This is a genomic window from Nocardia sp. NPDC004582, from assembly GCF_053602115.1.
Map to the genome: position 1 here is coordinate 1 of NZ_JBSGCY010000115.1, position 21,888 is coordinate 21,888.

The window sequence follows — 21,888 nt, forward strand, 5'->3', positions numbered from 1 at the left end:
GCCACCGCCCGCATGGGCCTGGAGCCGCACCATCACGGCGGCATGAACTACACGCTCGCCGTCACCGACCTGCACCGCCTCGCCGTCGCCCTGCGCCCCCTGGTCGCCCTGGGCGCACAGCTGCACGCCCGTGGAGCCGGCGTGCGCGTGCTCGACGCCGGAATCGACACCGCCACCGTCGAAGGCCGCGCGCAGCTGGCCCTGCTCGCCCGGCTCGACGACTTCCAGCGCGGCCGCGTCGCCGCGGGCACCCGCGCCGGGCTCGACACCGCAAAAGCCCAGGGCCGCAAGGGCGGCCGCCCCGCCAAGCTCAGCCCCGCGCAGATCACCCACGCCCAGACCCTCTACGACTCCGGCGGGCACACCGTCGCCGAAATCGCCGACATCCTCGGAGTCGGCCGCGCCACCCTCTACGGCCACCTGGACAAATCCAGTGTCGGAAAACGGCCCCGCGCCCGCCGACGCCCGGCCGCGCCGGACACGGCGGCCGGGTCGACAACGGGCACCGAGACACCGCAAACTCCCACCGCCGCAGTCGAAGCAGCTCCCGCTCCGGCCCCGACACCCTTCATTCCGCTGCCCGTTGTCGACCCGCCCGCCGCGTCCGCCCCGGCCGCCCGCCGACTCCCCACGCCCCGAGGGCGGCTGATCTCCCGCGCCGAGATCGAACGCATCGAGCGCTTCCAGCCCCGCCGGTCCCGCCAGGTCACGCCCTGTCCGACCTGCAACACCCGCTCCGGCCGCGACTACGACCCGCGCCAGCTGCGCGATGATCTGGCCTGGCAGTGGCTCGAGCCCGACCCCGAAACCCCCGGAGGGCTGATCATCGCCCGCCACTGCGCCCGCTGCCAGCCCGCCGACCGCCACGCCATCGAATGCGCGCACCCGCTGTGCGAGAACGGGCCCATCCTCGGCGGACCAGTCGCCGCGGAAGCCCTCGCCGGGCACGGCGTCCCCGAGCTGGTCGAGCACTGGCTGGCACAGCACGGCTGGCACAGCGGCCCCGAGGGCCTGCTGTGCCCCGAACACACCGACGACCCCGCCGGAAGCCGCCCATGAACGACCCCGCACACAACGGTGAGGCTTTGCCCCGCTACCGCATCAGCGAGGTGATGTGCGCTCACCACCGGGTGGTGTGCACCGAGTACTGGCCGGTGCTCGGTCCGGCCGATCTGCTCATCCGATCCTGCGAGGACTGCCTCGCCATCGCGCGGGCGGTCACCGGGGGACGGGATATCGACATGCGGGTACCGGACTGGGGTGATGCCGCCTTCGGCGAGGAGCACGACGCGTATCACGAAGCCGGGCACACCGTCGCCGCCGCGCTGGGTGGCATACCGATCAGGCGTGTGCGCCTGGGTGAGCTGGTGGTCGAGAGCAAACTGACCACCACCGGTGAGGTGCAAGCCGCCGGCGCGGTAGAGATCGGCGACGGAGAGACCCCAATCGAGGACTTCGCCGCCTACATCTGGTCAGGGATGCGCGCCACCAGGCAGTGGCTTGCCCTGCGCGAACAAGCCACCGTGGCGAACCTGATCGACAGCGTCACCAAGGGCCACCACGACACTGCGGCGCTGCAGGCGATCACCGAGCCCCACGGGCTACCGATCGAGACCGGCCGCGACCGTGCCGACGAGATCATGGCCCGGCACTGGCCAGCAGTGCAGACCGTGGCCGCCGCCCTGCTGCGCGAGCGCATCCTGACCGGCCTGGCGGTCGCCGAGATCCTGCAGCCATTGCTGCCCGTGCCGGTGCGGATTGACGCCGAATTGGGGTCCCGGTAGAACGGTTCGGGCTACGTGCCGTGCAGGCCCTCGATGCGCGCGAGGACGACCCCCGCTGGCATGCCGGGCGTGTGGACGGTGTCGACGAGCCGGACGACCGCAGCGACCACCTCCGGTGATGGGGCCAGGCGCACAACGGTCCGCACCGCCGCGAGCGGATCGGTGCCCGCGTTGAGTGCGGCGCTCACCAGCACGATCAGGGTGCGCACCTGGACGGGTAGGGGTCCGGGGTCCACGATCAGCAGTCTATTTGCGGGTGCCTGCCGTGGGTCGCCGGTGCCCCGCCAGCGTCTACGGCGCCAGTCGATAAATCTCGCGGCCCAGGATGGCCAGCAGCCCGATCGCCGGGACACCCTCGGCGATCTTGAGCACCAGCGATTGCGAGCCCGCCACCGCGATGACCAGCACCAGCGCGGACGCCGCCAGCAGCAAGGCGTAGGCCCATACCCGCGTCCGGTCACCGCGTTCCGGATCGCCCTCGTCCTCAAGACGGCGAGCGCGCTGCAACACGAGCCCACCGGACAACATCAAACCCGCACCAACCCAGACGAACATGATCACGAGTATGCGTGCGCCTGTCGCAACAGCACGTGCAGTTCGGCCAACCGGCTCATCAGGTCACCACCGATGCCCGGTCGCGATATCTACGGGCACATACACGTTCAAGCATTCGCCCAGTTACCTCGTTAGCGGTTTCGGTAGTCCACCAGGTCAACAGGCGCGGCGGCCGCAACTTCTAAGGTGACGGCATGGAACCCGCCGGGCAGGACGATGCGCAAGCGGCCGCCGCCACGCCTGCCCGGCATTACTCGAGCGGCCGCCTGACCGCCGCGCAGTCGCGCACCGTGAACGCCTGGCGCCACGAACTGCACCGGCCGCGCCGCTCCGTCTACGGCACCGAGGACGGCCGCCCGCCCGCGTCGAGCTCCGATTGCGTCGCGGCCGCCGTCACCGATCTACTGGCCACCGCCGCCCCCGAGGCCATGGACGTGGCCCGCTACGCGGCCGCGATCCGCCTGCACCACCGCGACACCCGGCCACTGCAATTCCCGGCAGAACGAGCCGTGTCGTTCTACCTGCCCGCCACCGTCGCCGACGCCGCGGAAGCCCTGCTCGCCCGCGCCCACACCACGCACCGCGCCTCCGTCGACCAGCTGCGCGGCGAAGCCACCAGCCGCTTCCCCGGCCGCCGCCAGGCCGACGAGCGCACCACGTTCCTGCTCACCGAACTAGCGGCCCTGCAACTGACCGCGAACGTGCCGAAGGCCCTACCCATGGGCACCCTCGCCCGAATGGCCATCGATCACTGGAACACCCGCCCGGCCGAGTCCGTCGTCCTCGCCGCCGTCGACCACTCGGCAGCCCACCACCTACAACAGCACCGAGCCCGCAACGACATGGGCAGGCAGTAGGAGGCCGGCGGCAACCGCTAGCCGCTCGGAACTCCCCTGAGCAGCGTCGATGCGCTCACTCCGAAAAAGTATCCATGTGGATACTTCCAACGCCGAACCGCGGACAAGAACAGCCGCATGGCTATATCAGCATCGGACGATGGACCGCGGGCGCGGCGCACACGGGGCGCCGGCACCCGAGGTCAGGAGTCGGCGGCCGCAGTGCCGGCGCCGCGGCGATAGCGCTGCTGCGCGGCGTCGCCGAGTACGACCTCGCCCAGTTCCGGCAGTGCCTCACGCACCCAGTCGTAGGGCGCGATCACGGCCTCGAGTTCGTCCTCGCCGCCGCTCGCCGTCCGGATCCCGGAGTAGCGACGGGCAATGAGGGTGTGCTGCCCGGCCGTGCGCGCGGCCGCCCGGACATCGCGCAGCTTCTTGCGCACCTCCGGCGACACGTCGCGCTGCTGCTTCGCCTCGGGCACAGCGACATTGGCGCAGCCACGCTCCCACTTCGCCGCCGACAGCAGCACGGCCTCGGGGCGGCCCCGGTAGAGAATCGCGAACGCCTCACGGTCGGCACCGGCAGCCTCGAGGTGATCCCCCCAGGTCTCGCGCAGCGCGGTCGTGTCGATTCCCTTCATACCGTGAACTGTACCGACCGTCCGAAGCGTACGCAAAGCACCGAACAGGGGCGCGGCATGTGCTCTGAGCTGGGGTTTCTGCTGGATCTGTGACACAGGTCACTCCTTACTGGTTTGGTCTAGGTTCGTACAGTTGGTACACTTGAGTATGTCAGAGGGAAGCGGAAAGCGAAAGCCCGGCCCGCTGGCAGATCAGAAATCCGATCCGAAAGGACCAGGTCAATGACCTTCACTCTCACCATTCCCAGCCGCCGCGCCGAGCAGGTGCACGAGGAGGCCGGGGTGCGGTACCCCCGCCGCGCGGGCACTGTCGAAAACGCCGAAGCGCTCCGGTTTCTCGACACTCTCGCCCAGGGTCAGCAGCTCGAGGACGGCACCGGCGACGTGGACAAGGCCGCCGAGCTCGCGGTGCGCGCGCTGGTCTCGGCCGCCATCCTGTGGCGCTACCACGGCCAGACGGTCGCGGCCGGGGCCCGCGCCATCCTGGCCGACCAGGTCAGCATCTACGTCAACACCGCGTGGTCGTGGCGCAACCAGTCCGTCGCGGTGGTGAGCCCCACCGAGGCCGCCGCCCGCGCCGAGATCCTCGAGGCCGCCGCCGAGAAGGTCGCCCAGATGCTGCGCGCGCTCGAAACCCAGTACGCCCTGTAGCCCGAAACCCACTGCACGACAAAGGGACCAGGCAGCTGGTATCTGCCTGGTCCCTCTCGAGCCAACACTCTACGAGAGGCAACCACCTATGACAACCGTCGAAATCACCGCCGAGACCATCGCGGCCGCGCTGGCCGAGACGCCCAAGCCGGTACCGCTGTCGCCCGAGCACGCCGCCGAGCTGCGCGCGCAGCTGGCCGCCAGCCCGACCGGCCGCGTGTCGATCAACGTCGACCCGAACACCGTCCACATCAGCGACAACGTCCGCAGTCAGGCCGCCCCGACGATCACCGTCGAGTACGTGCAGTCGATCCTGGACGGCGAAGACGGATTCGAACAGGACCCGACGGCTTTCATCAACTCCCGCAACGAGATTCAGATCATCGATGGGCAGCGCCGCACGCTCGCCGCCCGCGCTGGCAACTACAACCCGTGCCCGGTGCTGCTGCGCCGCGAGCCCAAGGGCAGCGACGACGCCCGCCGCGCGTCGGTGATCGTGTCGCAGGTCAACGCCAACGACGGCCGCGTAGACCTCACCGCCGCAGACCGGTTCGCGGCCCAGGAAGAACTGGCCGGGCTCAACATCCCGAAGGCCGACAAGGCCAAGCAGCTCCGCAAGATCGGCGTCGGCCGCAAGCAGGCCACCGCGCTGCGCAAGATCAGCGCAGCCCCCTCCGCTACCCGCGACGCCATCGCAGACGGAGAACTGGACCTGTGGCAGGGCGCGGTCGCGGCCGATCTCGACGTCAGCGAGGACGAGCGCAGGCGACTGGTCCGCGCCGCCGCGCAAGGGCTTTTCGACAACACCGTGATTGCGATCCAGGGCGAGCGCCGCGAAGCGGCCGCGCGAGCCGTGGCCGCCAAGCCCTACAGCGACCGAGGGTTCACCATCCTCGAGCGGGAGCCGTACCGCGACGACCGCCAGTGCGCGCGGTTCGAGCATCTGGCGCTGGCCGAGGGCGGCCGGGTGCGCGAGGAGCACATCACCGACCCGAAGTACTGGGCGGTGTATCTCGACGCCAGCGAGCAGGCGGTACTCATCGAGACCGGCGAGGAAGTCGACGAGAAGAACATCGACCCCGCGACCTACACCGATCCGGCCGCCAAGCCCGCCGAGGGCATGCTGCACGCCAACGCGGTGCGGTTCGAAACGCAGTTCAAGCCGGTCTATGGATGCCTGGACTTCAAAAAGGCCGGACTGCAGTACGTCGGATGGAGCACCGACCGCAGCAGCAAGGCCGAGAAGACAGCCACGAGGAACACGTCACGGCGCGCCAACGAGCTTGCCCGCAACGACACCGCCGCACGCCGCAAGTTCCTGTCAGAGACGTTCTACAAGAAGTACAAGGCCAAGAAGCTGCCGCACGGAGTGCTCGCGTCGGTGGGGCACCTGCTGCTGACGCATCCGGACATCCTTTCCAGCTTCGCCGCCAGCCATGTAGCCGCTGAACTGTTCGGGCTGAAATGGTCGAGCGAGCTGAACAAAGTTCTCGAGTTCAACCCCGACGCCGAGGACATCCTCACCCAGCAGGCCAGCGACGAGCGGGTCACCGCCGCGCTGGCGCTGCAGGCCATGGCCGCCATCGAGGCAGCCATGCAGCCCAGCGACAAAGAGCCCAAGTACTGGCGGGCCGCCGAGAAGACCGGCCGCATCGAGACCGGCGGTAAGCCCTTCGCCGCGCGCTGGCACCTGCGCGTGCTGTGCGCCCTGGGCTACACCCCCGGCCCGATCGACCGCGTGATTCTCGGCTCGCTGAGCCTGACCGAGGCATTCGCCGAGGCCGACCGCCTCAGCGCCGAGCCCGCCGAGGATGCCGAGGATGCCGAGGACGCCGCCGCCGAGCAGGTGGAAACCGGCGACGCCGCCTAGACGTCAGGGCCGCAACCACCCAGGTTGCGGCCCCACCCCGGCACCGTTCGCGCCGCTGTGGCCCGTGCACGCACCCGCACGGGCCGCAGCACCGGCGCGACCCACGGTGCCACCGCCGGCGGAACGGTTTCGCCGCCCGCCGGTCGCGATGTGACCGGCATCACACCCTCTCGATTTGGCAGAGGTTTGTACGGTTGGTACAGTTGAAGTGTCGGAAGGGAGGGGCGGAAGCCCCGCCCGACCGGCACCGAGAAACCCTCTACCAGTAAGGAACTCGCCACCATGGCTTACGAACTCCGCATGGACACCGCCCTCGACCTCGCCGCGGCCGTTCCCGCGATCTGGGGCCTGACCGCCCCGGCCGAGTGGACTGGAATCGTGGGCGCGGGCATCGCGCCGCGCTCGCTGGTGCTGGCGCTGGTCAAGCCGCACAGTGACGGATGGAACGAAGTCGAACGCGTCTGGGTCTGCAACGACATCGAGTATTTCGACCGGTTCAATGCCAAGGCGTTGACCCGCGACACCACGGGAACCCGCGCGGTGGCCCTGGTGATCGACAGCGAGGCCGACGGGCACGGCGACAGCACCGACGAGCACAACCAGCTCATCGATTCGGTTGCCTACGCGCTGCAGCTGCGCGGCGTGACCCTCGAAACCGCCTACGCCACCCGCGAGCTGGCCGCGTGGCAGCCGCTGTGGTCGCTGCGCTCCGATGTCTTTATCGGCAGGCTCCCGCAGTCGCCGGGAGTAACCCCCGGCGGCCGCTACCTGCTCGCCGAGCAGGTGACCACCCGCGAAGCCGAGGCCCTGGCCCGACTCGCCTGATCACCCCCACGCGGCCCCGGGCAGCTGGTATCTGCCCGGGGCCGCACCCCCGCAACACCTGGGCCCGCACCGGCGGGCCCAGGTCCCATCACACGGACGGAGCCCCGAATTGTCCAACGACAGCGGCACCCCCGACGCCGTGCGCGACGCACGTCAGCTCGCCGCGCGGGTGCTGTCGAGCTTGCACGCCGACGCCGCGCCCGAGTTCGCCTATCCCGATCTGAGCCGCGAGCAGGCCATCGCGGCCACTGAGCGGGAGCTCGCCGAGGCGTACGCCGCGTACCACAAGTGCCTCACGGACAACCGCGCCGAGCTTGGGCGGCTCGCTGAATTCGCCGCCGACTACGGCGAGATCGACGAGCCCGCGCCCTATGAATCCCGATGGACCACAGGCGATCTCGAACTCATCCCCCTGCCCCTGCACGACGACCCGCCGTTCTGACCGGCCGAGCCAGGCACCAGCCCGCGCCGCCGGTCCGCCCTGCTCGGGTGTGACCGGCAACACAGGCTATCGGTTTGCGCAAGGTTCGTACGGTTGGTACAGTTGAAGTGTCGGAAGGGAGAGGCGGAAGCCCCGCCCGACCGGCACCGAGAAACCCTCTACCAGTTAGGAATTCGCCACCATGGCACAGGTAACCCGACTCGGCCGCAAGATCGTTTCCCTTCGCGAGAACCGCCCGCTCACCGATGCCGAGATCATGCGCGTGGCCCCGAGCATCTTCGCGACCGAAGCCCACCAGTCGCGCTCGGACCGCTACACCCACATTCCGACCAGCGCGGTACTGACCAACCTGCGCGGCGAGGGATTCGAACCGTTCTTCGTGGCGCAGTCGGTCACCCGCGACGAGGACCGCCGAGGCCACGCCAAGCACATGCTGCGGTTGCGTCACCGCAGCACCGTTGCCACGCAGGGGGCCGCCAACGAGGTTGTGCTGGTCAACAGCCACGACGGGGCCAGTTCGTACCAGATGCTCGCGGGTCTGCTCGAGTTCGTGTGCACCAACGGGATGGTTGTCGGCAAGCGCATCGAGCAGGTGCGGGTTCGCCACTCGGGCAAGGTGGTCGACGACGTGCTCGAGGGCGCGTTCACCGTCGTCGAATCGTTCGACGAGGTGCAGGAGCTGCGCCGCGAGATGCTGGCCCTGCCGATGAGCGCGCCCGAAGAGCAGTTGTTCGCCCAGGTCGCGCTGGGGATGCGCTACGACCCGGAGGAGAACCCCGCGCCCATCGCGGCCCGGCAGCTGCTGGGCGCGCGCCGCGCGGCCGACCGTGACGCCAATCTGTGGAAGACCGTCAACCGCGTGCAGGAGAACCTGATTCGCGGAGGAGTGCACGGCGAGACCGCCAAGGGCCGCAAGACGAAGACCCGCGCCGTGACCGGTCTCGACGCCGACGTCAAGCTCAATCGCGCGCTGTGGACGCTGGCCGAGGGCATGAAGGCGTTGAAGAACGGCGGAACCCTCGAGGAATTCCTCGCCGCCGCCCAGTAGGGCAAACACCCCGGGCCGGGCGGCTGGTATCCGCCCGGCCCGGTCCGTTCCCGGGCGAACGAGCGACGTTCGCCCGACCCGACCGCGAAGGACACCCCGTCATGGGTTCACGATCGAAAACGCTGCTGTTCGCCCCCGACGGCCGCGCCGTCTACTACTCGGCCGAATTCGGCGGACCCGAGTTCCACGTCCCGCGCCTGGGAGAGTGGGTACTGTCCTGCGCCCGCGAGGCCCGCCCGCTGAGTGTGCAGGCGTGGGACGCCTGGGGAATGGGCACCGAGTGCGAGCCGCAGACCACCGTCAGCCGCCGCCCCGCCGACACGAGCCCGCTGCAGTGCGAGCACATCTACACGGTGACCATCACCGACGCTGGCGATCTGCTGCTGTGCTACCAGTTCACCCCCTGGTGGGACGACACCGACCAGCGGAGCACCGAGCTCGAATGCGATTCGGTGCCCGAATTGCTTACCGCCGGAATCGAATACACCGCACGCCTACGCCGCTGGATCGAAGCCGACCGGAACCGGAACCGGCAGCGCCGCACCCCCCACGGCGACCACCCGCCGACGGCGGCCGCCGCCGAGTATTTCCTGTCCCGCGCGATCGAGTGCGCGGCCGCCTATGCCGCCCTCACTGCCGCGCAGGCCAGCACCTAGCCGCCCCGACGTTCGCGCCGCTGTGGCCCGTGCGGACACCCGCACGGGCCACAGCACCGGCGCGACCCACGTTGCCACCGCCGGCCAAACGATTCCACCGCTTGCCGGTCGCTCTGTGACCGGCATCACATGCTCTCGATTTGGCAGAGGTTCGTACAGTTGGTACAGTTGAGTTATCGGGAGGGAGACGGAAGCCCCCCGCTGATCAGGAGGAATTCCATGACCGAGTTCGACCGCGCGACCCGCTGCCCCAAGCGCTACCGCCGTCTGGTCCCGCGCGTGTTCACCGCGGAGGGTGTGCGCGACCTCGAGTGCCGCGACTACCACGACCACGTGAGCGCCCCGGGGGCCTGCGTGATCACCGACGGCGTGAAGGCGTTCGCCGCCGATTACGCGTGGTTGGAAGAACTGCGCCGCATCGCAGCCCTGCCGGATGCCGAGCGCTCCGGCGAGATCGACGCCCAGCGTCTGCACGATGTCGACATCAAGAAGGTGGTCCGGTTCGTCGACGAGTGCCAGCGGGCCGAGCGCCGGGTGCGGCTGATCGTGGACGGAGCCGAGGAGCTGGAGCGGCGCATCGAGGCACTGGTGGAGACCCTCGCCAGCGCCGGGGCAAACCACGGCTACGACTACGCGGTGCACATGGCGGATTCGACCGCAGACCCCGACACCTTCGAGCCCGAGCACGACGCCCACGTCACCGAAATGGCACGCAACCTCACGCGCGTAGAGCAGCGGCTCGCGTGGTACGAGCGCGACCACTGCGACGTACTCAGCGCGGCAGGCTGGTTCGCCCGCCAGGACCGGGCGCACCAGCCCGCGAGCTGAACCGCGCGTCAATCCCGCGCTGGGGCCGGGCGGCTGGTATCCGCCCGGCCCCGGCCGATCCCGATCCACTGCAAGGAGAGCGAAATGCACTACCCGTTCATGTCACAGGCCGAACGTGACGCCCAGGACCGCGACGACGCTCGATTCCACCCGGACCCCGAGGCGGGGCGGCACCGCCCCGAATGCTGCTGCTCCCGTTGCGATCCGTACGACGAGCCCGAGCCGCTGAGCGCCGAACAGGTGGCCTCGCGTGATGTGGCGCGGACCGACCCCGCCACCGGCGACGACGAACCGCCGTTCTGATCCCTTCCATCCCCGTTCCCGGGGCCGGGCGGCTGGTATCCGCCCGGCCCCGGCCGAACCGCCCGGCGGCCGCGACCGCGCCCGCCGGAACCCAGGCCACGAAAGGGCAAATACAGCAATGGATTCCGCACCGACCCCAACCGAAACCGTGAAGGGGTACCACCCGGTCACCCAGGCCGACGCCGCCGCCATCGATGCCGAGATTGCCTACGGCGTCACCCTGGCATTCGGGCCGTATCTGGGCTGGACCGGCTACAGCCTGCCCGCGTTCCTGCGCGCGCTGGCCGAGGAATACCCGTACGGCGAGAATCGCGAATGGATCTATCTGCAGATGCGCCGCTACGCCGACGACGCGCTCGAGCGTGCCAACCAGCAGGGCGAGGACGCGACCGACGCGGCGGGTGCGGTGTGATCACCATGCCCCTGGTCGTGGTCACCTGCGGCGCACGCAAGGCCGCGCGGCCCACGGCGGCCGCCGAGATGTACGTCGGCGGCTACGCCCGCCAATGCTTGCGCGCGGCGCGCGTGCTGGCCGTCGACCCCGACATTCGGATTGTGTCCGCACGGTACGGGTTGCTCGCCCTGGACGAGGAGATCGAGCCGTACGAGACCCGTCTCGGCACCGCGAAGGCGATCACCGCCGAGCAGCTGCACGCCCAGGCGGCCGCCGCCGGACTACTTGCCCGGCCGGTGACCATCTTCGCCGGAGCCGCCTACACCGACCTTGCGCGGCAGGTGTGGCCGCAGCTGCGGGCCCCGCTCGCTGGCCTGCCCGGCATCGGGGCCCACCTCGCCCACCTCGCCGAGATCATCCGCACCGAGGGCGCGAATCTCGGGCCCCAGGACGCCTACATCTAGACCCCACCCCCGAGGGTGCGCGGAACCCCGTTCGCCCCTCAGCGGCCAGCCCAGACGCACGGGCGAACCGCTGAGGAGCGATCGGGCCGCCCCCAGCCGGCGAAGCACTCAGCACGTGGCCGATGTGACCGGCGTCACATCATCTCGATTTGGCGGAGATTCGTACGGTTGGTACAGTTGAAGTGTCGGAAGGGAGAGGGCGAAGCCCGACAGCCCCCGGCATATCCCCTGGTTACTCCACTGAAAGGCCACCCAGTGACCACCGAATCCGTTCTCTCCGCCGCCCTGTTCGACGCTTCCGGCGAGTGGCTGCCCGAGCACGGATACGAGGGCCACTGGGCGGCGTTCCAGCGCGGATGGCACGCCGCGTACCGCAAGGGCGTGACGTGGGACGACCAGGCCCCGCGCGTGATCGAGACCGCCGTCCGGGCGCTCGAGAAGACCGGGTGCGCCGAGTGCGTCGCCTGGGCGCGGCTGAAGTACGGCCCCGGCCGTCTGTTCTGACCGGCCGATCACCAATCACCGAAAGGACCCTGCAATGGGCGAACGATCCATCACCAAACTCGTCATGACCGACGGAACCCGAAAGTTCTATCTGCACTGGGGCAGCCCGGAATACCAGATTCCCCGCCTGGGCCAGTGGGCGTACGAAATGGCGCTGCACGGCGAGCCGCTCACCGTGGCCGCGTGGGAGAAGTGGGCCGCCGAGATCAACGGCGAGCGCGGCGGCGTGGTGGCCGCCGAGCGCCACGACGGCCCCAACCCGGGCGATATCGACCACGAGTACGTGATCACCGCCGACGACCAGGGCGGTTTCGTGGCCGAGTACCGCCACCGCTCCCTCGGCCGGGCGGGCGGCGATCTGTGGCGAACCGTCGTGCTCTGCAATTCGGTAGCCGATTGGCTCACCGCCGGGGCCGACCAGCTGACCACCTACCGCGCCCAGCTGGTGCGCTTTCGCGCCCGGCAGGGTTGGGACGACGACGAGGACATTTGCGGCGAGTACGCCGTCTCCGACGTGACCGCGTGGCGCGACGAGTGCCAGGAGCGCGCGGCGGTGTACCTGTCGCTGTTCGCCCCCGGCGTCGCGATCCGGCGGCCGGACGCCGACGCCCTGCCGCAGCGCCGCGAAGGTCAGGACGAGCGTGAGCACCTGCTCGAATGCCTCGAGTTCTGCACCGACGCGGGCCGCAACACTCTCGCGCTCGCGGCCAGGAAGCTCGACGAGGGCGACCTCACCCTGTCCGACGAGCTCGAGGCCCAGGCCCGAGGCTTGCTGGTCGAGACGTACCGCATCAAGGCGCTTTTGCACTGACCGAGCAGTGATCGCGTAGCGGGCCGGGGCAGCTGGTATCTGCCCCGGCCCGCACCCGAGAACCCCACCGGCCTGCTCGCGCCGCAGCGGCCCATGCAGGGGCCCGCCGGGGCCACGGCAGGGCGAGCGCCAACACCCGCCGACCGCCGGCACCGAAGCCCGTGACACCCAAATGTGACGGGCATCACACCTCAAAGATTGGCGTACGGTTCGTACGGTTGGTACATTTGAGAGGTCAGAGAAAGCAACCCGGAAGGACACCCCGATGACCATCACCAACCCCGACGCCATGACCCCGGCCGAGGTGGTCGACGCCCTCAACGCCAAGTGCGTTGCGCTGGTGACCGAGAAGAACGCGGGCCGCGCGATGACCGCCGACCAGTTCGCCGCCGCCGTGGCCCGCGTGTTCGACGTGGCGTTCCCGGTGTTCCTCGAGCACCTGGTCCCCGAGCACCGCGCCGAGTTCCTCGCGGCGCTCGACGAGCAGATGACCGCCGAGCACGGCCAGTAGCCCACCGATCCGCACACCCAGGAGGACAGCCACATGCACAGCGACGACGAGATCATGACCGCGATCGCGAAGGGCATCGAGGCAGGCGAATGGAAGCACTTCGCCGCCGACAAGCCCGAGGCCGAGCCCGCCGCCGACGAGGCCGACCCGATCGAAGTCAGCGAATACGCGATCTACGACGGCCGCACCGCCTACAGAGTCACCGACGGCACACAAACCATCCTGGTGACCCCGCCGCCGCGGATCGGCAGCACCGCCCAGTTCTGGCAGGTGTGGCGCTCCACCAGCACCGCCACCCTCTGCACGGCCCCGAACTCCGCCGCTGGCATCGAGCGCGCCCGCGCGTTCCTCGAGCGCCAGGCCCGCGCCCAGCGGGCCACCGCGAGCCCCGAGTAACGGCCGACGGTCCCGCGAAAAGGACCGGGGCAGCTGGTATCTGCCCCGGTCCCCCTCGCAGCCTATCCGGCCCCGCACCCATTCCCAGCCCCCAGCCGCCCAAGGCGGCCGCAGGGGCACCGAGCGGACCCCAGGAGACCCCGCCATGACCGCCGAATATCTGCGTCAGTTCACCCTGTTCGAGCGCGCGCTCATCTCGAGCGCCGCCGACCACTTCGCCGCCGACTACTACGGCAACGAGTTCCACCCCCACCTGTCCGACACCGCGAAAGCCGTTGCGGCCGCGTACCTGCGGGCCGTCACCGCCACGCACGGCACGGACACCGTCGCCGACGCCGTCACGGCCTACCTCACCGACCACCCCGAGGCCCTCACCCGCACCGACCGCGACCGCGAGCGCCACACCTACAACCGCGACAGCGAATGGCAGCGCCTCATCACCGCCGCCGCCCAGGCATTCACGGCCGGGAACCTCACCCGCGCCCGCCGCCTGGTCGACGACGCCGAAACCGCCCAGCCCTGCCGCAGCGTCGCCGCCTACCGCCGACGAATCACCAAGGCCGCCAACGCCGGGGCCGTCCGATGACCGCCCCCGTGCGCGTACTCGGCAGCCGCGAAGTCGCCCGCCGCATCGAACGCGAGTTGTGCCGCCGGTGGCCGAGCGTACGGTTCGCCGTGCGCCCCGGCGGCCGCGACGAAGCGCGCACCGTCGCCGCCGCCTGGTCCGATGGCCCCACCGAGGCCGCCGTGGCCGAGCTCGCGCGGCCGTTCGAGGCGATCGGATCCGGCGACGACGCACGCGGCCCGATCCGCTACGGCATTCACCGCGTACTGACCGCCCGCACCATCACCCCCGCCGGATACGAGATTCTCGCCGACGCCCTCGAGCGCCGATACCCGATCACGATTGCCCGCACCGCGACCGGCATCGATTGGCACGCCGCCCACGGCGTGACCGTCGCCGCGCCGATCCTGCTGCACGGCAGCACATTCGGGCCCCTGCACGGCACCGACACCGGCCCCGTCGACGAGGGCCCGGTCACGGCCGCCCACGCCCTGCACCTGCTCGCCGAGGCCGCCGACCTCAGCGAGTTCGACACCGAACCCGGCAACCCCCGCCGCGCCCTGCTGCACGGCATCACCGCCCGCGCCCGCCGCGCGAGCACCCACCGATAGGAGAACAACCATGCCCGCTCAGTCCGCCATCACCATTTCCGCGCCGTGGCCGACCGCCGCCGCTCTGCACCCGAGGGTGCGCCAGTCTCTGGTGAACGTCGTCGCCGACCGGTGGGAGCCCGAACTCGAGGAGTACAACCGGACGCCGGTCGAGGAGCGTGAGGGCCACCTGTTCCAGTCGGTCTACGCGCTGCACAACTACTTGGGCGAGTACAGCCCGATCACGGGTCAGGAGGCCCAGTCGTGAATACCGCAGCGCACTTGGTCGCCGACGAGCTCGCCGCCGCCGAGTATGCCTACACCCGCGCCGTGAACGGCCCGAGCTCCGCGGAGGAGGCCGACGCCCGCGCCCGCCTCACGGTCGCGCTGGAGGCCGCGCAGGCCCTACTGCGGGCCATCCCCGCAGCCGGCCTGGAGGCCGCGACCGAGTTCCAGCCCGACGACCGTGTGCTTTGGCTGTGCGAGTTCGGCGACGAGCTGCACATTCAGCGCGGCCACATCGAGCGCGAGGCCCTTCGCCTCAGCCCGCACCGGCGGTACCTGATACGCGTCGACAACAGAGGCACCCGACAGTCGGTCACCCACATTGTCGGGGCCCCGAACCTACTGCTCGCACCAGAGCCGACGACCGAGACCGGCAGCGAATAACCACCGCATCGCACACCCCGCCGCGCCTAGCACCGACCGGGCGCGGCGGGGTGACTCGCACCAATCGCCGCACCGCCTAGCGGTTCCCGACAGAACACCTCGCACCAGAAGGCCACCGGCCGGTGCGAGGTGTTCGCAGTGCGAGCAGTGCGAACCACACTGCGAAGCCCGACCGCCCGCCGGTCGGCCCGAGGTCGCACCGGTCCGGCCGGAGCGGTGCGAGGGTCACCGCGCAGCGGCCGGAACCAGGTCCCGCAGGCCCGGCAGCGAGAAGACGCGCAGCGCCAACAGCGAGCGCGGCCGCCCGTACCGGCGGATGTGCGCCCAGTGGCCGAGCAGCCACAGCACCAGCCCGACCGCGAGCCACCGCAGCGCCGAGCCGATCACCCACGGCACGAACACCGCGAGCATCAGCCGGTACACGTTGCTCACGATTAGGAACGCCCCCAGCCACCGCGCCACCGGCGCACCCGCGACCCACGCCAGCACCCCGAGCAGCGCCGCGACCCCCAGCAGTGACACCCCGAACAGCACCAGTTCGCCAGCTTCCACCATGACCCCGTCCCCCTTTCCTGCCCGCGCCGTGTCGCGAGGACCTCACCCCAAGTTGTACCTAGCGGTTCCGACAGTCTCGGATCACAACGTCTCGCCCGGATCGAACAGCGCCGGTTGCGTGCCGATCAGCAACGCCAGCCGCACCGCCTCAGCGTTCCAGCCGCCGCGCACCGCATCACGCAGCGCACGCGACCGCTCCACCCTCTGCGCGCGGGTGAGCCCGTCGTGCTGCCACACCGGCCGCCCGCCGTAGGAGCGCCCGCGAGCGCCCATGGTCGTCAGATTCTCCCGCTGTGTGCCCAGCACGACATGCGGCCCGTGCCCGTCGACCTCAACGGCCCGCACGCATATCGGATTGTCGCACCGGTCGTGCATTGCGACGAGGCCAGCCGGAACCACCCCGACCGCCAGCGCGACCGCGTAGCGCGGCGGCCGGACAACAAGCTCGCGCCCGTCCTCGCGATTGCGGGGGAACCGGCCGGAGGCATCGCGCCGAATCGCGAAACGCCCGTAGCCGTCGTCACCGATTGCTCCGGCCCAAATCCAACAGTCGTCAGAGCCCGGCCCGCGCACCACCTTGGCCTCGAAACGCGCGACCTCGCCCGCATCGCCGACGACGAGCCGTTGCGGTGCGTTACGAGGCGGTTGTCTCGGGCCAGGGTCGAGCACCACGGGACTACGAGGCCGACACCGGCGACACAGCGCCCGCGTCGACGCCTAGCGGTTCCCGAGCGTCACCGGTCGCCGGATCCGCCGGAACCTCAGCCGTCCGCGTGATCGGCGTGACGTTCGGCGGAGTCGTGTCCGCAGGCTCAGACGATTCGGTCTCGACGACCTGCTCGACGGCGGCCGCCGGGGCCGCTGCTGTCGCTGTTGCGGTCGGTGCGGGCCGCTTGAGCAGCTTTTGCAGTTCACCGGCGGTGAGGCCGGTCATTTCCAGTAGTTCGCTCTGGGGGGTGCCGCGCTCGCGAATCTTCCGCAGTGCTTCGCCCTGCTCATCGAGCGCGGCCGCTTCAGTCTCGGCGAACGCCCGCTCAGCCGCCTCGATCGCTGCGTCCAGCTTGTCGGTCGCTGTGTCGATCCGGCTACTCGCGACATAGAACGATTCGAGGTCAGCCGTGTTGGCCGCCTCGCGCTTGCGGCGCGATTCCAGCGCCGCCGCCATCTTCTCGCGGGCGAGCTTGCGCGCGCCGACAGCGCCGCTGCCCGTCTTCTTGTCCGCCATGTCCGATCCCTTCCCACCGCCTAGCGGTTCCCGACGCCCACCGGACACCGAAGACCGGTCCCGGCCGAGCGGAGCACGCGCCGAGCAGCGCGCACCGGACAACGGTAGCCCACCGCGCAAGCCCGAACCGCTGTCTGCCGCACCTCAGTGCCCATCAGCCCGACACGTGCCGCCCCAGCCGGCGTGTGTACTGCAGGCCCTTCCGAGCCCCTTTCAAACCCCAAATCCGAGGACACACCTCTTCCACCATTGTGAGATTCGGGTTGATCTTCCCCGCGGATCGCCGCTACCTTGGGTTCATGATGACCATCCATCCGCTGCACGGCGGGGATGGCTATGAGTACTTGACGCGTCAAGTAGCTACTGCGGACCGCGAGCGCCCGCGCAGCCAAGGGCTGACCGACTACTACAACGAACACGGCACTCCCCCCGGCGTATGGGCCGGGCGCGGAGCCGAGATCATGGGCGTATCCGGTGAGGTCAGCGAGGCGCAGATGCGCGCGCTCTACGGCGAGGGCCTGCACCCGAACGCCGACGAGAAGATCGCCGCTGCCATCGCGGCCGGCGCGTCCGCGGAAGAAGCGATCAGCGACGCCAAACTCGGATCCGGCCTGTACCAGTTCGCGGGCGGGAAGTCGGAGATCACCGGCATCTACGAGCGGATGAAGGCGGAATTCATCGCCGCCGAACAGCGCTCCCCGACCCGGGATGAGTGGCTCGAGCTGCGCACGAATGCGGCCCGTGAGCAGCTCACCGGCGAGCTCAGCCGACGACCGACCGCCGATGAGATCACCAAGGCCCTCAGCGACGAGAAGCGCAAGGGACGCGAGGCCGTTGTCGGCTGGGACTGTGTTTTCACCCCGCAGAAATCCGTATCGATCCTGTGGGGCCTGGGCGACGACAAGCTGCGCCGCGACATCTGGCGCTGCCACGAGGAAGCCGTCGCCGAAGTCCTCGCCCGGATGGAAGACAACTACGCGCTGGCGCGCCGCGGACGCGGCGGCAAGCAGCTCATCGACGCCGAAGGGCTGACGTTCGCGAAGTTCCAGCACTTCGACAACAGGACCGGGGACATGAACCCCCACACGCACGTTGTGGTCTCGTCGCGGGTGCTCGGATCGGACGGGAAATGGAGCTCGCTGCGCGCGGAAGCGCTGATCAAGGCGACAGTCTCCCTCAGCTGCGAATACAACGCGGCCCTGACCGGCAAGCTGAAACGAGAGCTCGGACTGCGATTCGAGGAGCGCAGCCGCGGGCGCGGCAAAGAGCCCGTGCTCGAGGTGGTCGGTGTCGGCGACGACATGATCCAGTCGTTCAGCCGACGGCCCAACATCCTTGAGCGAACCGAGGAACTGGTGCGCCAGTACCGGCAGGTCCACGGGCGCAATCCGAGCAAGTCCGTGCAGTTCAAGCTGCAACAGCAGGCCACCCTCGATACCCGCGAGGCCAAGCCGCTGCCCCTGAGCTTGCGCGAGATGATCCACGAGTGGGACGAACGCGCCAGCGCGTTTCTGGGCGACGGACGCACCGGCCGCGAGTTCGCGGCCGACGTGGTGCATTTGAGCCACAACCCCGACGCGGCCCGCCCCTACGAGGCCGCCCGCGTGGCTATCGGAATCGGCGCGGACCTCGGCGGCAAAGTCGCCGTCATCGGCGCCGATGACCAGGAGCTCGCGACAGCGATCAATCGTGGGCTCGACTGGTGCACGTTCGCCAGCGACACCACCCGATCCGACGCCGCCACCGAGCTGGCGCAGTTGCTCTCCCCCGGTCATGACAACCACGTGCTGGACGAGATCAGCACAGCTCTCGAAGCCCGCCGGCGCGCCATCTATGAACCCGAAGCCATCGCGAGCGAAGTGCTCGACAAGGTTTCCGGCCGCCGCGCGACCTGGTCAGAGGTGCATATCCGCGCGGCCGCCGAAGACCGCCTGTCGGTGTGCAGCTTCGACACCGATGCCGCCCACCGTGCGGCCGTCGAATCAATCGTGGTCGCGGTCCGCGACCAGCGCAGTGTGCTGCTCACTGTCGACCCCGACGAGGTGCCCGCGACGCTCGCGCGCCGCAACGGTGAGAGCGTGTTCAACCAGCCCGCATCCACCAGCGTGCTGTACAGCAGCGAGGCCGTTCTCGCCGCGGAAGCACGCTTGCAGGAAGCCGCGCAGAACCCCACGGCGGAGCTGGTCACCCGTAAGGCGGTGGCCAGTGCGATCGAGGCCGTGGAAGAGGAGAGCCGCCCCCGCACGCTCGGAGTGCGAACCGGCACCGCGCGTCGACTCAACCCCGGTCAGCGCCGATTTGTCGAGCATCTGTGCACCAGCGGTGCGAGGCTCGCAGTAGCGATCGGCCCGGCCGGTGCGGGTAAGACAACAGCGCTGCGAGCGGTGGTGCGAGCCTGGCAGAACGACGGGCGCGAAGTGCTCGCACTGAGCCCACAGAAGAGTGCCGCACGCGTTCTCTCCGATGAGATCGGCGTGCCTGCCGAGACCATCGATGCCCTGCTGTGGGCGCATCGCACCGGCCGAGCCGACGGCATCGCACGCGGCACAATGATTCTGGTCGACGAGGCCGGAATGGCCTCCACAGCCAACCTGCACGAGCTCCAACAACTGGCAGATCGCTACGGCGCGGTCGTGCGCTGGGTGGGCGACCCGCATCAGCTGAGCGCGGTCGAATCCGGTGGCGCCCTGCGTCTGATCGCGAACGACACCGCCGCCCCCGAGCTGGATCAAGTCGTCCGTTTCGCGAACAAGGACGAAGCCACCGCGACGCTTGCGGTGCGGTCCGGCGATGCCTCGCAGGCGTGGGAGTTCTACGACGCAGCCGGGCGCGTGCATGGTGGAATGGTCGACGAGCTGCGCGAGCAGATCCTCGCCGCCCACCTGTCCGACACCGACGAGGGCAAGACGTCGCTGATGATGGCGGCGACCACGGCGGACGTGTACGCGCTCAACGGTGCCGCGCAGGTCGCGCACACGCTGCGCGGCACCGTCGACCGCGACGGCCCCACCGCCGAGTTGGCAGACGGACACCGCGGGCGCATCGGCGATGTCGTCGTGACCCGCAAGAACGCCAAGCGCTTGCGGATCACCGGAGGGCACCGCGCAGGAACCACCGTCGACAACGGCGATCTGTGGCGGGTGGACAAGATTCACGCCGACGGTTCGGTCAGCGTGGTCGGCGCACGCCACCGCGGGCGCGTCAATCTCCCCGCGAAGTACGTCGGCGAGCACCTCGAGCTGGGCTACGCGTCCACCGTTCACCGCGCGCAGGGCATGACCGTCCAACGCGCACACCTGCTCATGAACCAGACCCTGGGCCGCGCGCTGGCCTACGTCGGTCTGTCGCGCGCGGTCGAGGAGAACCACGCCTACGTCGCCACCGACGCGATTCCGGATCCGGCGTGGGACCGGCCGCCCGACGAGCCGCCCACCGAGCGTGATGTGTTCCTGCGCATCGTCGCCCGCGAAGACGACAACCTCACCGCGACCGAGGTCATGCGCGCCGAACAGGCCCGCATCAACGACCCGGCCCGGCTGCGCGAAATGTACGACCATTGCCGCGAACTGCTCGGCGGGGCCCGCGCGGACTACCAGCTCGAGCGAGCTCTGCCGGTCGTGCTGTTCGCGGAGGTAGCACGCTCCGACGGATACGAGAAGCTGCGCCAGACCCTCGCTGTCGCCGACGCCATCGGGATGGACACCGGCGAGCTCATCGGCGACATTGTCACCAACTTCGGGCGCGACGAGGGCGAGAGCCTGCTGACCGCACGCGACGCCGGAGCAGCGTTGACCTTCCGCGCCGATCAGCGCATCGGTGACCACGTCGCCGCGACGATGGCCGCCCACGCGTGCGCGAGCGAGCCCGAAACGCTGGCGTTCACCCTGGACGCCGACGCCGAGGTCCTGACCGCCGCCGCGGAAGCACTCAACACCGGCGAGGAATCCCTCGCCACGACCAGCCGAGGCGGCCGTGTCCGGGCAGTGCGCGACGTCGTGCTGCCCGATGTGGCGCCACTGCCGAGCCGGCATCCCGGCGCGGATCTGGCCCTGGCGGAGTTCGCGGCGAACCTGCGCGCCCGCCTGCTCAGCAACGACGAGGCCGCGCTGGCCGACGCGCGACCGCAGGTGCCGCGCACACCGGAGCAGAAGCAGGCCGTTCTCGACACCTACACCGACGCGGCCACCACGACCGCGCGCCGCGCCAAGCTCGAGCGTGACTACACCTACTACGCCCGCGAACTGGGCCGCGACCGTGCCCGCTGGCTGATCGATACCTCGATGCCGGTCGTGTTGGTCCACCAGGTCGAGCGCGGCAGCGCCTACAACGCTCTGCTGGACACAATCGCCCTCGCCGAGGCCCACGGCCTCGATTCCGTGCAGCTGGTCGCGACCATCACCGCGGACCAGAGCGACCACAACGCGAGCCTGATCACCGCCCGCGACGCCGCTGCGGTCCTGAGGTCGCGTGCCGACCTGTGGATCGGCGAGCACCTGGAAGTACCAGAGCCGCACCGGTTCCGGGCGTTGAAGGATCTGCCGCCGCTGGCAGGGCTGGCGCCCATCCCGGCCGAGCATCGCGGCATGGACGTGGCCATGGCCGATTACGCCGACGAGCTGCGCCGCCTAATGCTCGACCTGCCCGCCGACGCCCCGGACTGGCGGGCCCGCGCCGCGGAGCGGGCCGCCGAACTGGCAGTCGACGAGCTTGAGATCGATGACATCGAGGCCACCCACGACCAGGCCGCGACCGAGCCGGAAGCCGA

The 21,888-nt window shown here is 69.9% G+C and carries 28 protein-coding genes; 22 read left to right on the plus strand and 6 right to left on the minus strand.

Annotated elements, in window-relative coordinates; genetic code table 11:
- The coding region (locus ACWELJ_RS25805; RefSeq protein WP_452368714.1) for a recombinase family protein at positions 1-1,059 on the plus strand (1,059 nt) is incomplete at its 5' end.
- On the plus strand, positions 1,056-1,784 hold the full coding sequence (locus tag ACWELJ_RS25810) for a hypothetical protein (protein WP_452368715.1): 729 nt from the start codon (positions 1,056-1,058) through the stop codon (positions 1,782-1,784). The genes ACWELJ_RS25805 and ACWELJ_RS25810, both read left to right, overlap by 4 nt.
- An 11-nt stretch (positions 1,785-1,795) precedes the next feature.
- On the opposite strand, the gene ACWELJ_RS25815 is transcribed toward ACWELJ_RS25810, so the two are convergent.
- Positions 1,796-2,020 (minus strand): hypothetical protein, encoded by a 225-nt coding sequence (locus tag ACWELJ_RS25815; protein ID WP_452368716.1) that lies wholly within the window; start codon positions 2,018-2,020, stop codon positions 1,796-1,798.
- Positions 2,021-2,075: 55 nt separating this feature from the next.
- Positions 2,076-2,339, minus strand: coding sequence for a hypothetical protein (locus ACWELJ_RS25820; protein WP_452368717.1), 264 nt, complete (start codon positions 2,337-2,339; stop codon positions 2,076-2,078).
- 194 nt (positions 2,340-2,533) lie between these two features.
- Here ACWELJ_RS25820 and ACWELJ_RS25825 point away from each other — a divergent pair, with 194 nt between their 5' ends.
- Complete coding sequence (locus tag ACWELJ_RS25825; protein WP_452368718.1) at positions 2,534-3,196, plus strand: hypothetical protein; 663 nt, start codon at positions 2,534-2,536, stop codon at positions 3,194-3,196.
- Between the two features lie 182 nt (positions 3,197-3,378).
- On the opposite strand, the gene ACWELJ_RS25830 is transcribed toward ACWELJ_RS25825, so the two are convergent.
- Positions 3,379-3,816: a hypothetical protein gene (locus tag ACWELJ_RS25830; protein WP_452368719.1), complete on the minus strand. Its 438-nt coding sequence runs from the start codon at positions 3,814-3,816 to the stop codon at positions 3,379-3,381.
- A 222-nt stretch (positions 3,817-4,038) separates the two neighbouring features.
- Between ACWELJ_RS25830 and ACWELJ_RS25835 the strand changes: the two genes are divergently transcribed.
- The 18 genes from ACWELJ_RS25835 (at position 4,039) to ACWELJ_RS25920 (ending at position 15,343) form a co-directional block, all read left to right on the plus strand.
- A complete protein-coding gene (locus ACWELJ_RS25835) occupies positions 4,039-4,467 on the plus strand; it encodes a hypothetical protein (protein WP_452368720.1) in 429 nt (142 codons plus the stop codon).
- Positions 4,468-4,555: 88 nt separating this feature from the next.
- A complete protein-coding gene (locus tag ACWELJ_RS25840) occupies positions 4,556-6,337 on the plus strand; it encodes a hypothetical protein (protein WP_452368721.1) in 1,782 nt (593 codons plus the stop codon).
- Between the two features lie 282 nt (positions 6,338-6,619).
- Entirely contained in the window at positions 6,620-7,162 is a 543-nt protein-coding gene (locus ACWELJ_RS25845) for a hypothetical protein (protein ID WP_452368722.1), read from the plus strand.
- Positions 7,163-7,271: 109 nt separating this feature from the next.
- A complete protein-coding gene (locus ACWELJ_RS25850; RefSeq protein WP_452368723.1) occupies positions 7,272-7,604 on the plus strand; it encodes a hypothetical protein in 333 nt (110 codons plus the stop codon).
- Between the two features lie 181 nt (positions 7,605-7,785).
- The gene (locus ACWELJ_RS25855; RefSeq protein WP_452368724.1) at positions 7,786-8,652 is read left to right on the plus strand and encodes a DUF932 domain-containing protein; all 867 of its coding nucleotides are present in this window, start codon (positions 7,786-7,788) and stop codon (positions 8,650-8,652) included.
- Between the two features lie 101 nt (positions 8,653-8,753).
- Complete coding sequence (locus ACWELJ_RS25860) at positions 8,754-9,308, plus strand: hypothetical protein (RefSeq protein WP_452368725.1); 555 nt, start codon at positions 8,754-8,756, stop codon at positions 9,306-9,308.
- A gap of 219 nt (positions 9,309-9,527) precedes the next feature.
- Complete coding sequence (locus ACWELJ_RS25865) at positions 9,528-10,136, plus strand: hypothetical protein (protein WP_452368726.1); 609 nt, start codon at positions 9,528-9,530, stop codon at positions 10,134-10,136.
- Positions 10,137-10,220: 84 nt separating this feature from the next.
- Positions 10,221-10,439 (plus strand): hypothetical protein, encoded by a 219-nt coding sequence (locus tag ACWELJ_RS25870; protein ID WP_452368727.1) that lies wholly within the window; start codon positions 10,221-10,223, stop codon positions 10,437-10,439.
- A gap of 118 nt (positions 10,440-10,557) precedes the next feature.
- Complete coding sequence (locus tag ACWELJ_RS25875; protein WP_452368728.1) at positions 10,558-10,851, plus strand: hypothetical protein; 294 nt, start codon at positions 10,558-10,560, stop codon at positions 10,849-10,851.
- A 5-nt stretch (positions 10,852-10,856) separates the two neighbouring features.
- Positions 10,857-11,297: a DUF6884 domain-containing protein gene (locus tag ACWELJ_RS25880; RefSeq protein WP_452368741.1), complete on the plus strand. Its 441-nt coding sequence runs from the start codon at positions 10,857-10,859 to the stop codon at positions 11,295-11,297.
- 255 nt (positions 11,298-11,552) lie between these two features.
- Positions 11,553-11,801: a hypothetical protein gene (locus ACWELJ_RS25885; RefSeq protein ID WP_452368729.1), complete on the plus strand. Its 249-nt coding sequence runs from the start codon at positions 11,553-11,555 to the stop codon at positions 11,799-11,801.
- Between the two features lie 34 nt (positions 11,802-11,835).
- Positions 11,836-12,612 (plus strand): hypothetical protein, encoded by a 777-nt coding sequence (locus ACWELJ_RS25890; protein ID WP_452368730.1) that lies wholly within the window; start codon positions 11,836-11,838, stop codon positions 12,610-12,612.
- Between the two features lie 265 nt (positions 12,613-12,877).
- On the plus strand, positions 12,878-13,123 hold the full coding sequence (locus ACWELJ_RS25895; protein WP_452368731.1) for a hypothetical protein: 246 nt from the start codon (positions 12,878-12,880) through the stop codon (positions 13,121-13,123).
- A 33-nt stretch (positions 13,124-13,156) separates the two neighbouring features.
- Positions 13,157-13,519: a hypothetical protein gene (locus tag ACWELJ_RS25900; protein ID WP_452368732.1), complete on the plus strand. Its 363-nt coding sequence runs from the start codon at positions 13,157-13,159 to the stop codon at positions 13,517-13,519.
- Between the two features lie 145 nt (positions 13,520-13,664).
- Positions 13,665-14,105, plus strand: coding sequence for a hypothetical protein (locus tag ACWELJ_RS25905; RefSeq protein ID WP_452368733.1), 441 nt, complete (start codon positions 13,665-13,667; stop codon positions 14,103-14,105).
- Positions 14,102-14,695, plus strand: coding sequence for an LPD29 domain-containing protein (locus ACWELJ_RS25910; protein ID WP_452368734.1), 594 nt, complete (start codon positions 14,102-14,104; stop codon positions 14,693-14,695). Before ACWELJ_RS25905 ends, ACWELJ_RS25910 begins: the two co-directional genes overlap by 4 nt.
- A gap of 10 nt (positions 14,696-14,705) precedes the next feature.
- Positions 14,706-14,942, plus strand: a complete 237-nt coding sequence (locus tag ACWELJ_RS25915) for a hypothetical protein (protein ID WP_452368735.1) — start codon at positions 14,706-14,708, stop codon at positions 14,940-14,942.
- Positions 14,939-15,343, plus strand: a complete 405-nt coding sequence (locus ACWELJ_RS25920) for a hypothetical protein (protein ID WP_452368736.1) — start codon at positions 14,939-14,941, stop codon at positions 15,341-15,343. The genes ACWELJ_RS25915 and ACWELJ_RS25920 overlap by 4 nt, the downstream gene beginning before the upstream one ends.
- Positions 15,344-15,568: 225 nt before the next feature.
- Here ACWELJ_RS25920 and ACWELJ_RS25925 read toward each other — a convergent pair whose 3' ends face one another.
- From ACWELJ_RS25925 to ACWELJ_RS25935, 3 genes are all read right to left on the minus strand, one after another.
- A complete protein-coding gene (locus ACWELJ_RS25925) occupies positions 15,569-15,898 on the minus strand; it encodes a hypothetical protein (protein WP_452368737.1) in 330 nt (109 codons plus the stop codon).
- An 81-nt stretch (positions 15,899-15,979) separates the two neighbouring features.
- Positions 15,980-16,570, minus strand: a complete 591-nt coding sequence (locus tag ACWELJ_RS25930; RefSeq protein ID WP_452368738.1) for a hypothetical protein — start codon at positions 16,568-16,570, stop codon at positions 15,980-15,982.
- A gap of 4 nt (positions 16,571-16,574) precedes the next feature.
- Positions 16,575-17,123, minus strand: coding sequence for a hypothetical protein (locus tag ACWELJ_RS25935; protein WP_452368739.1), 549 nt, complete (start codon positions 17,121-17,123; stop codon positions 16,575-16,577).
- Positions 17,124-17,422: 299 nt separating this feature from the next.
- Between ACWELJ_RS25935 and mobF the strand changes: the two genes are divergently transcribed.
- Positions 17,423-21,888, plus strand: a 4,466-nt coding sequence (mobF, locus tag ACWELJ_RS25940; RefSeq protein ID WP_452368740.1) for a MobF family relaxase, incomplete at its 3' end; no start/stop codon positions are given.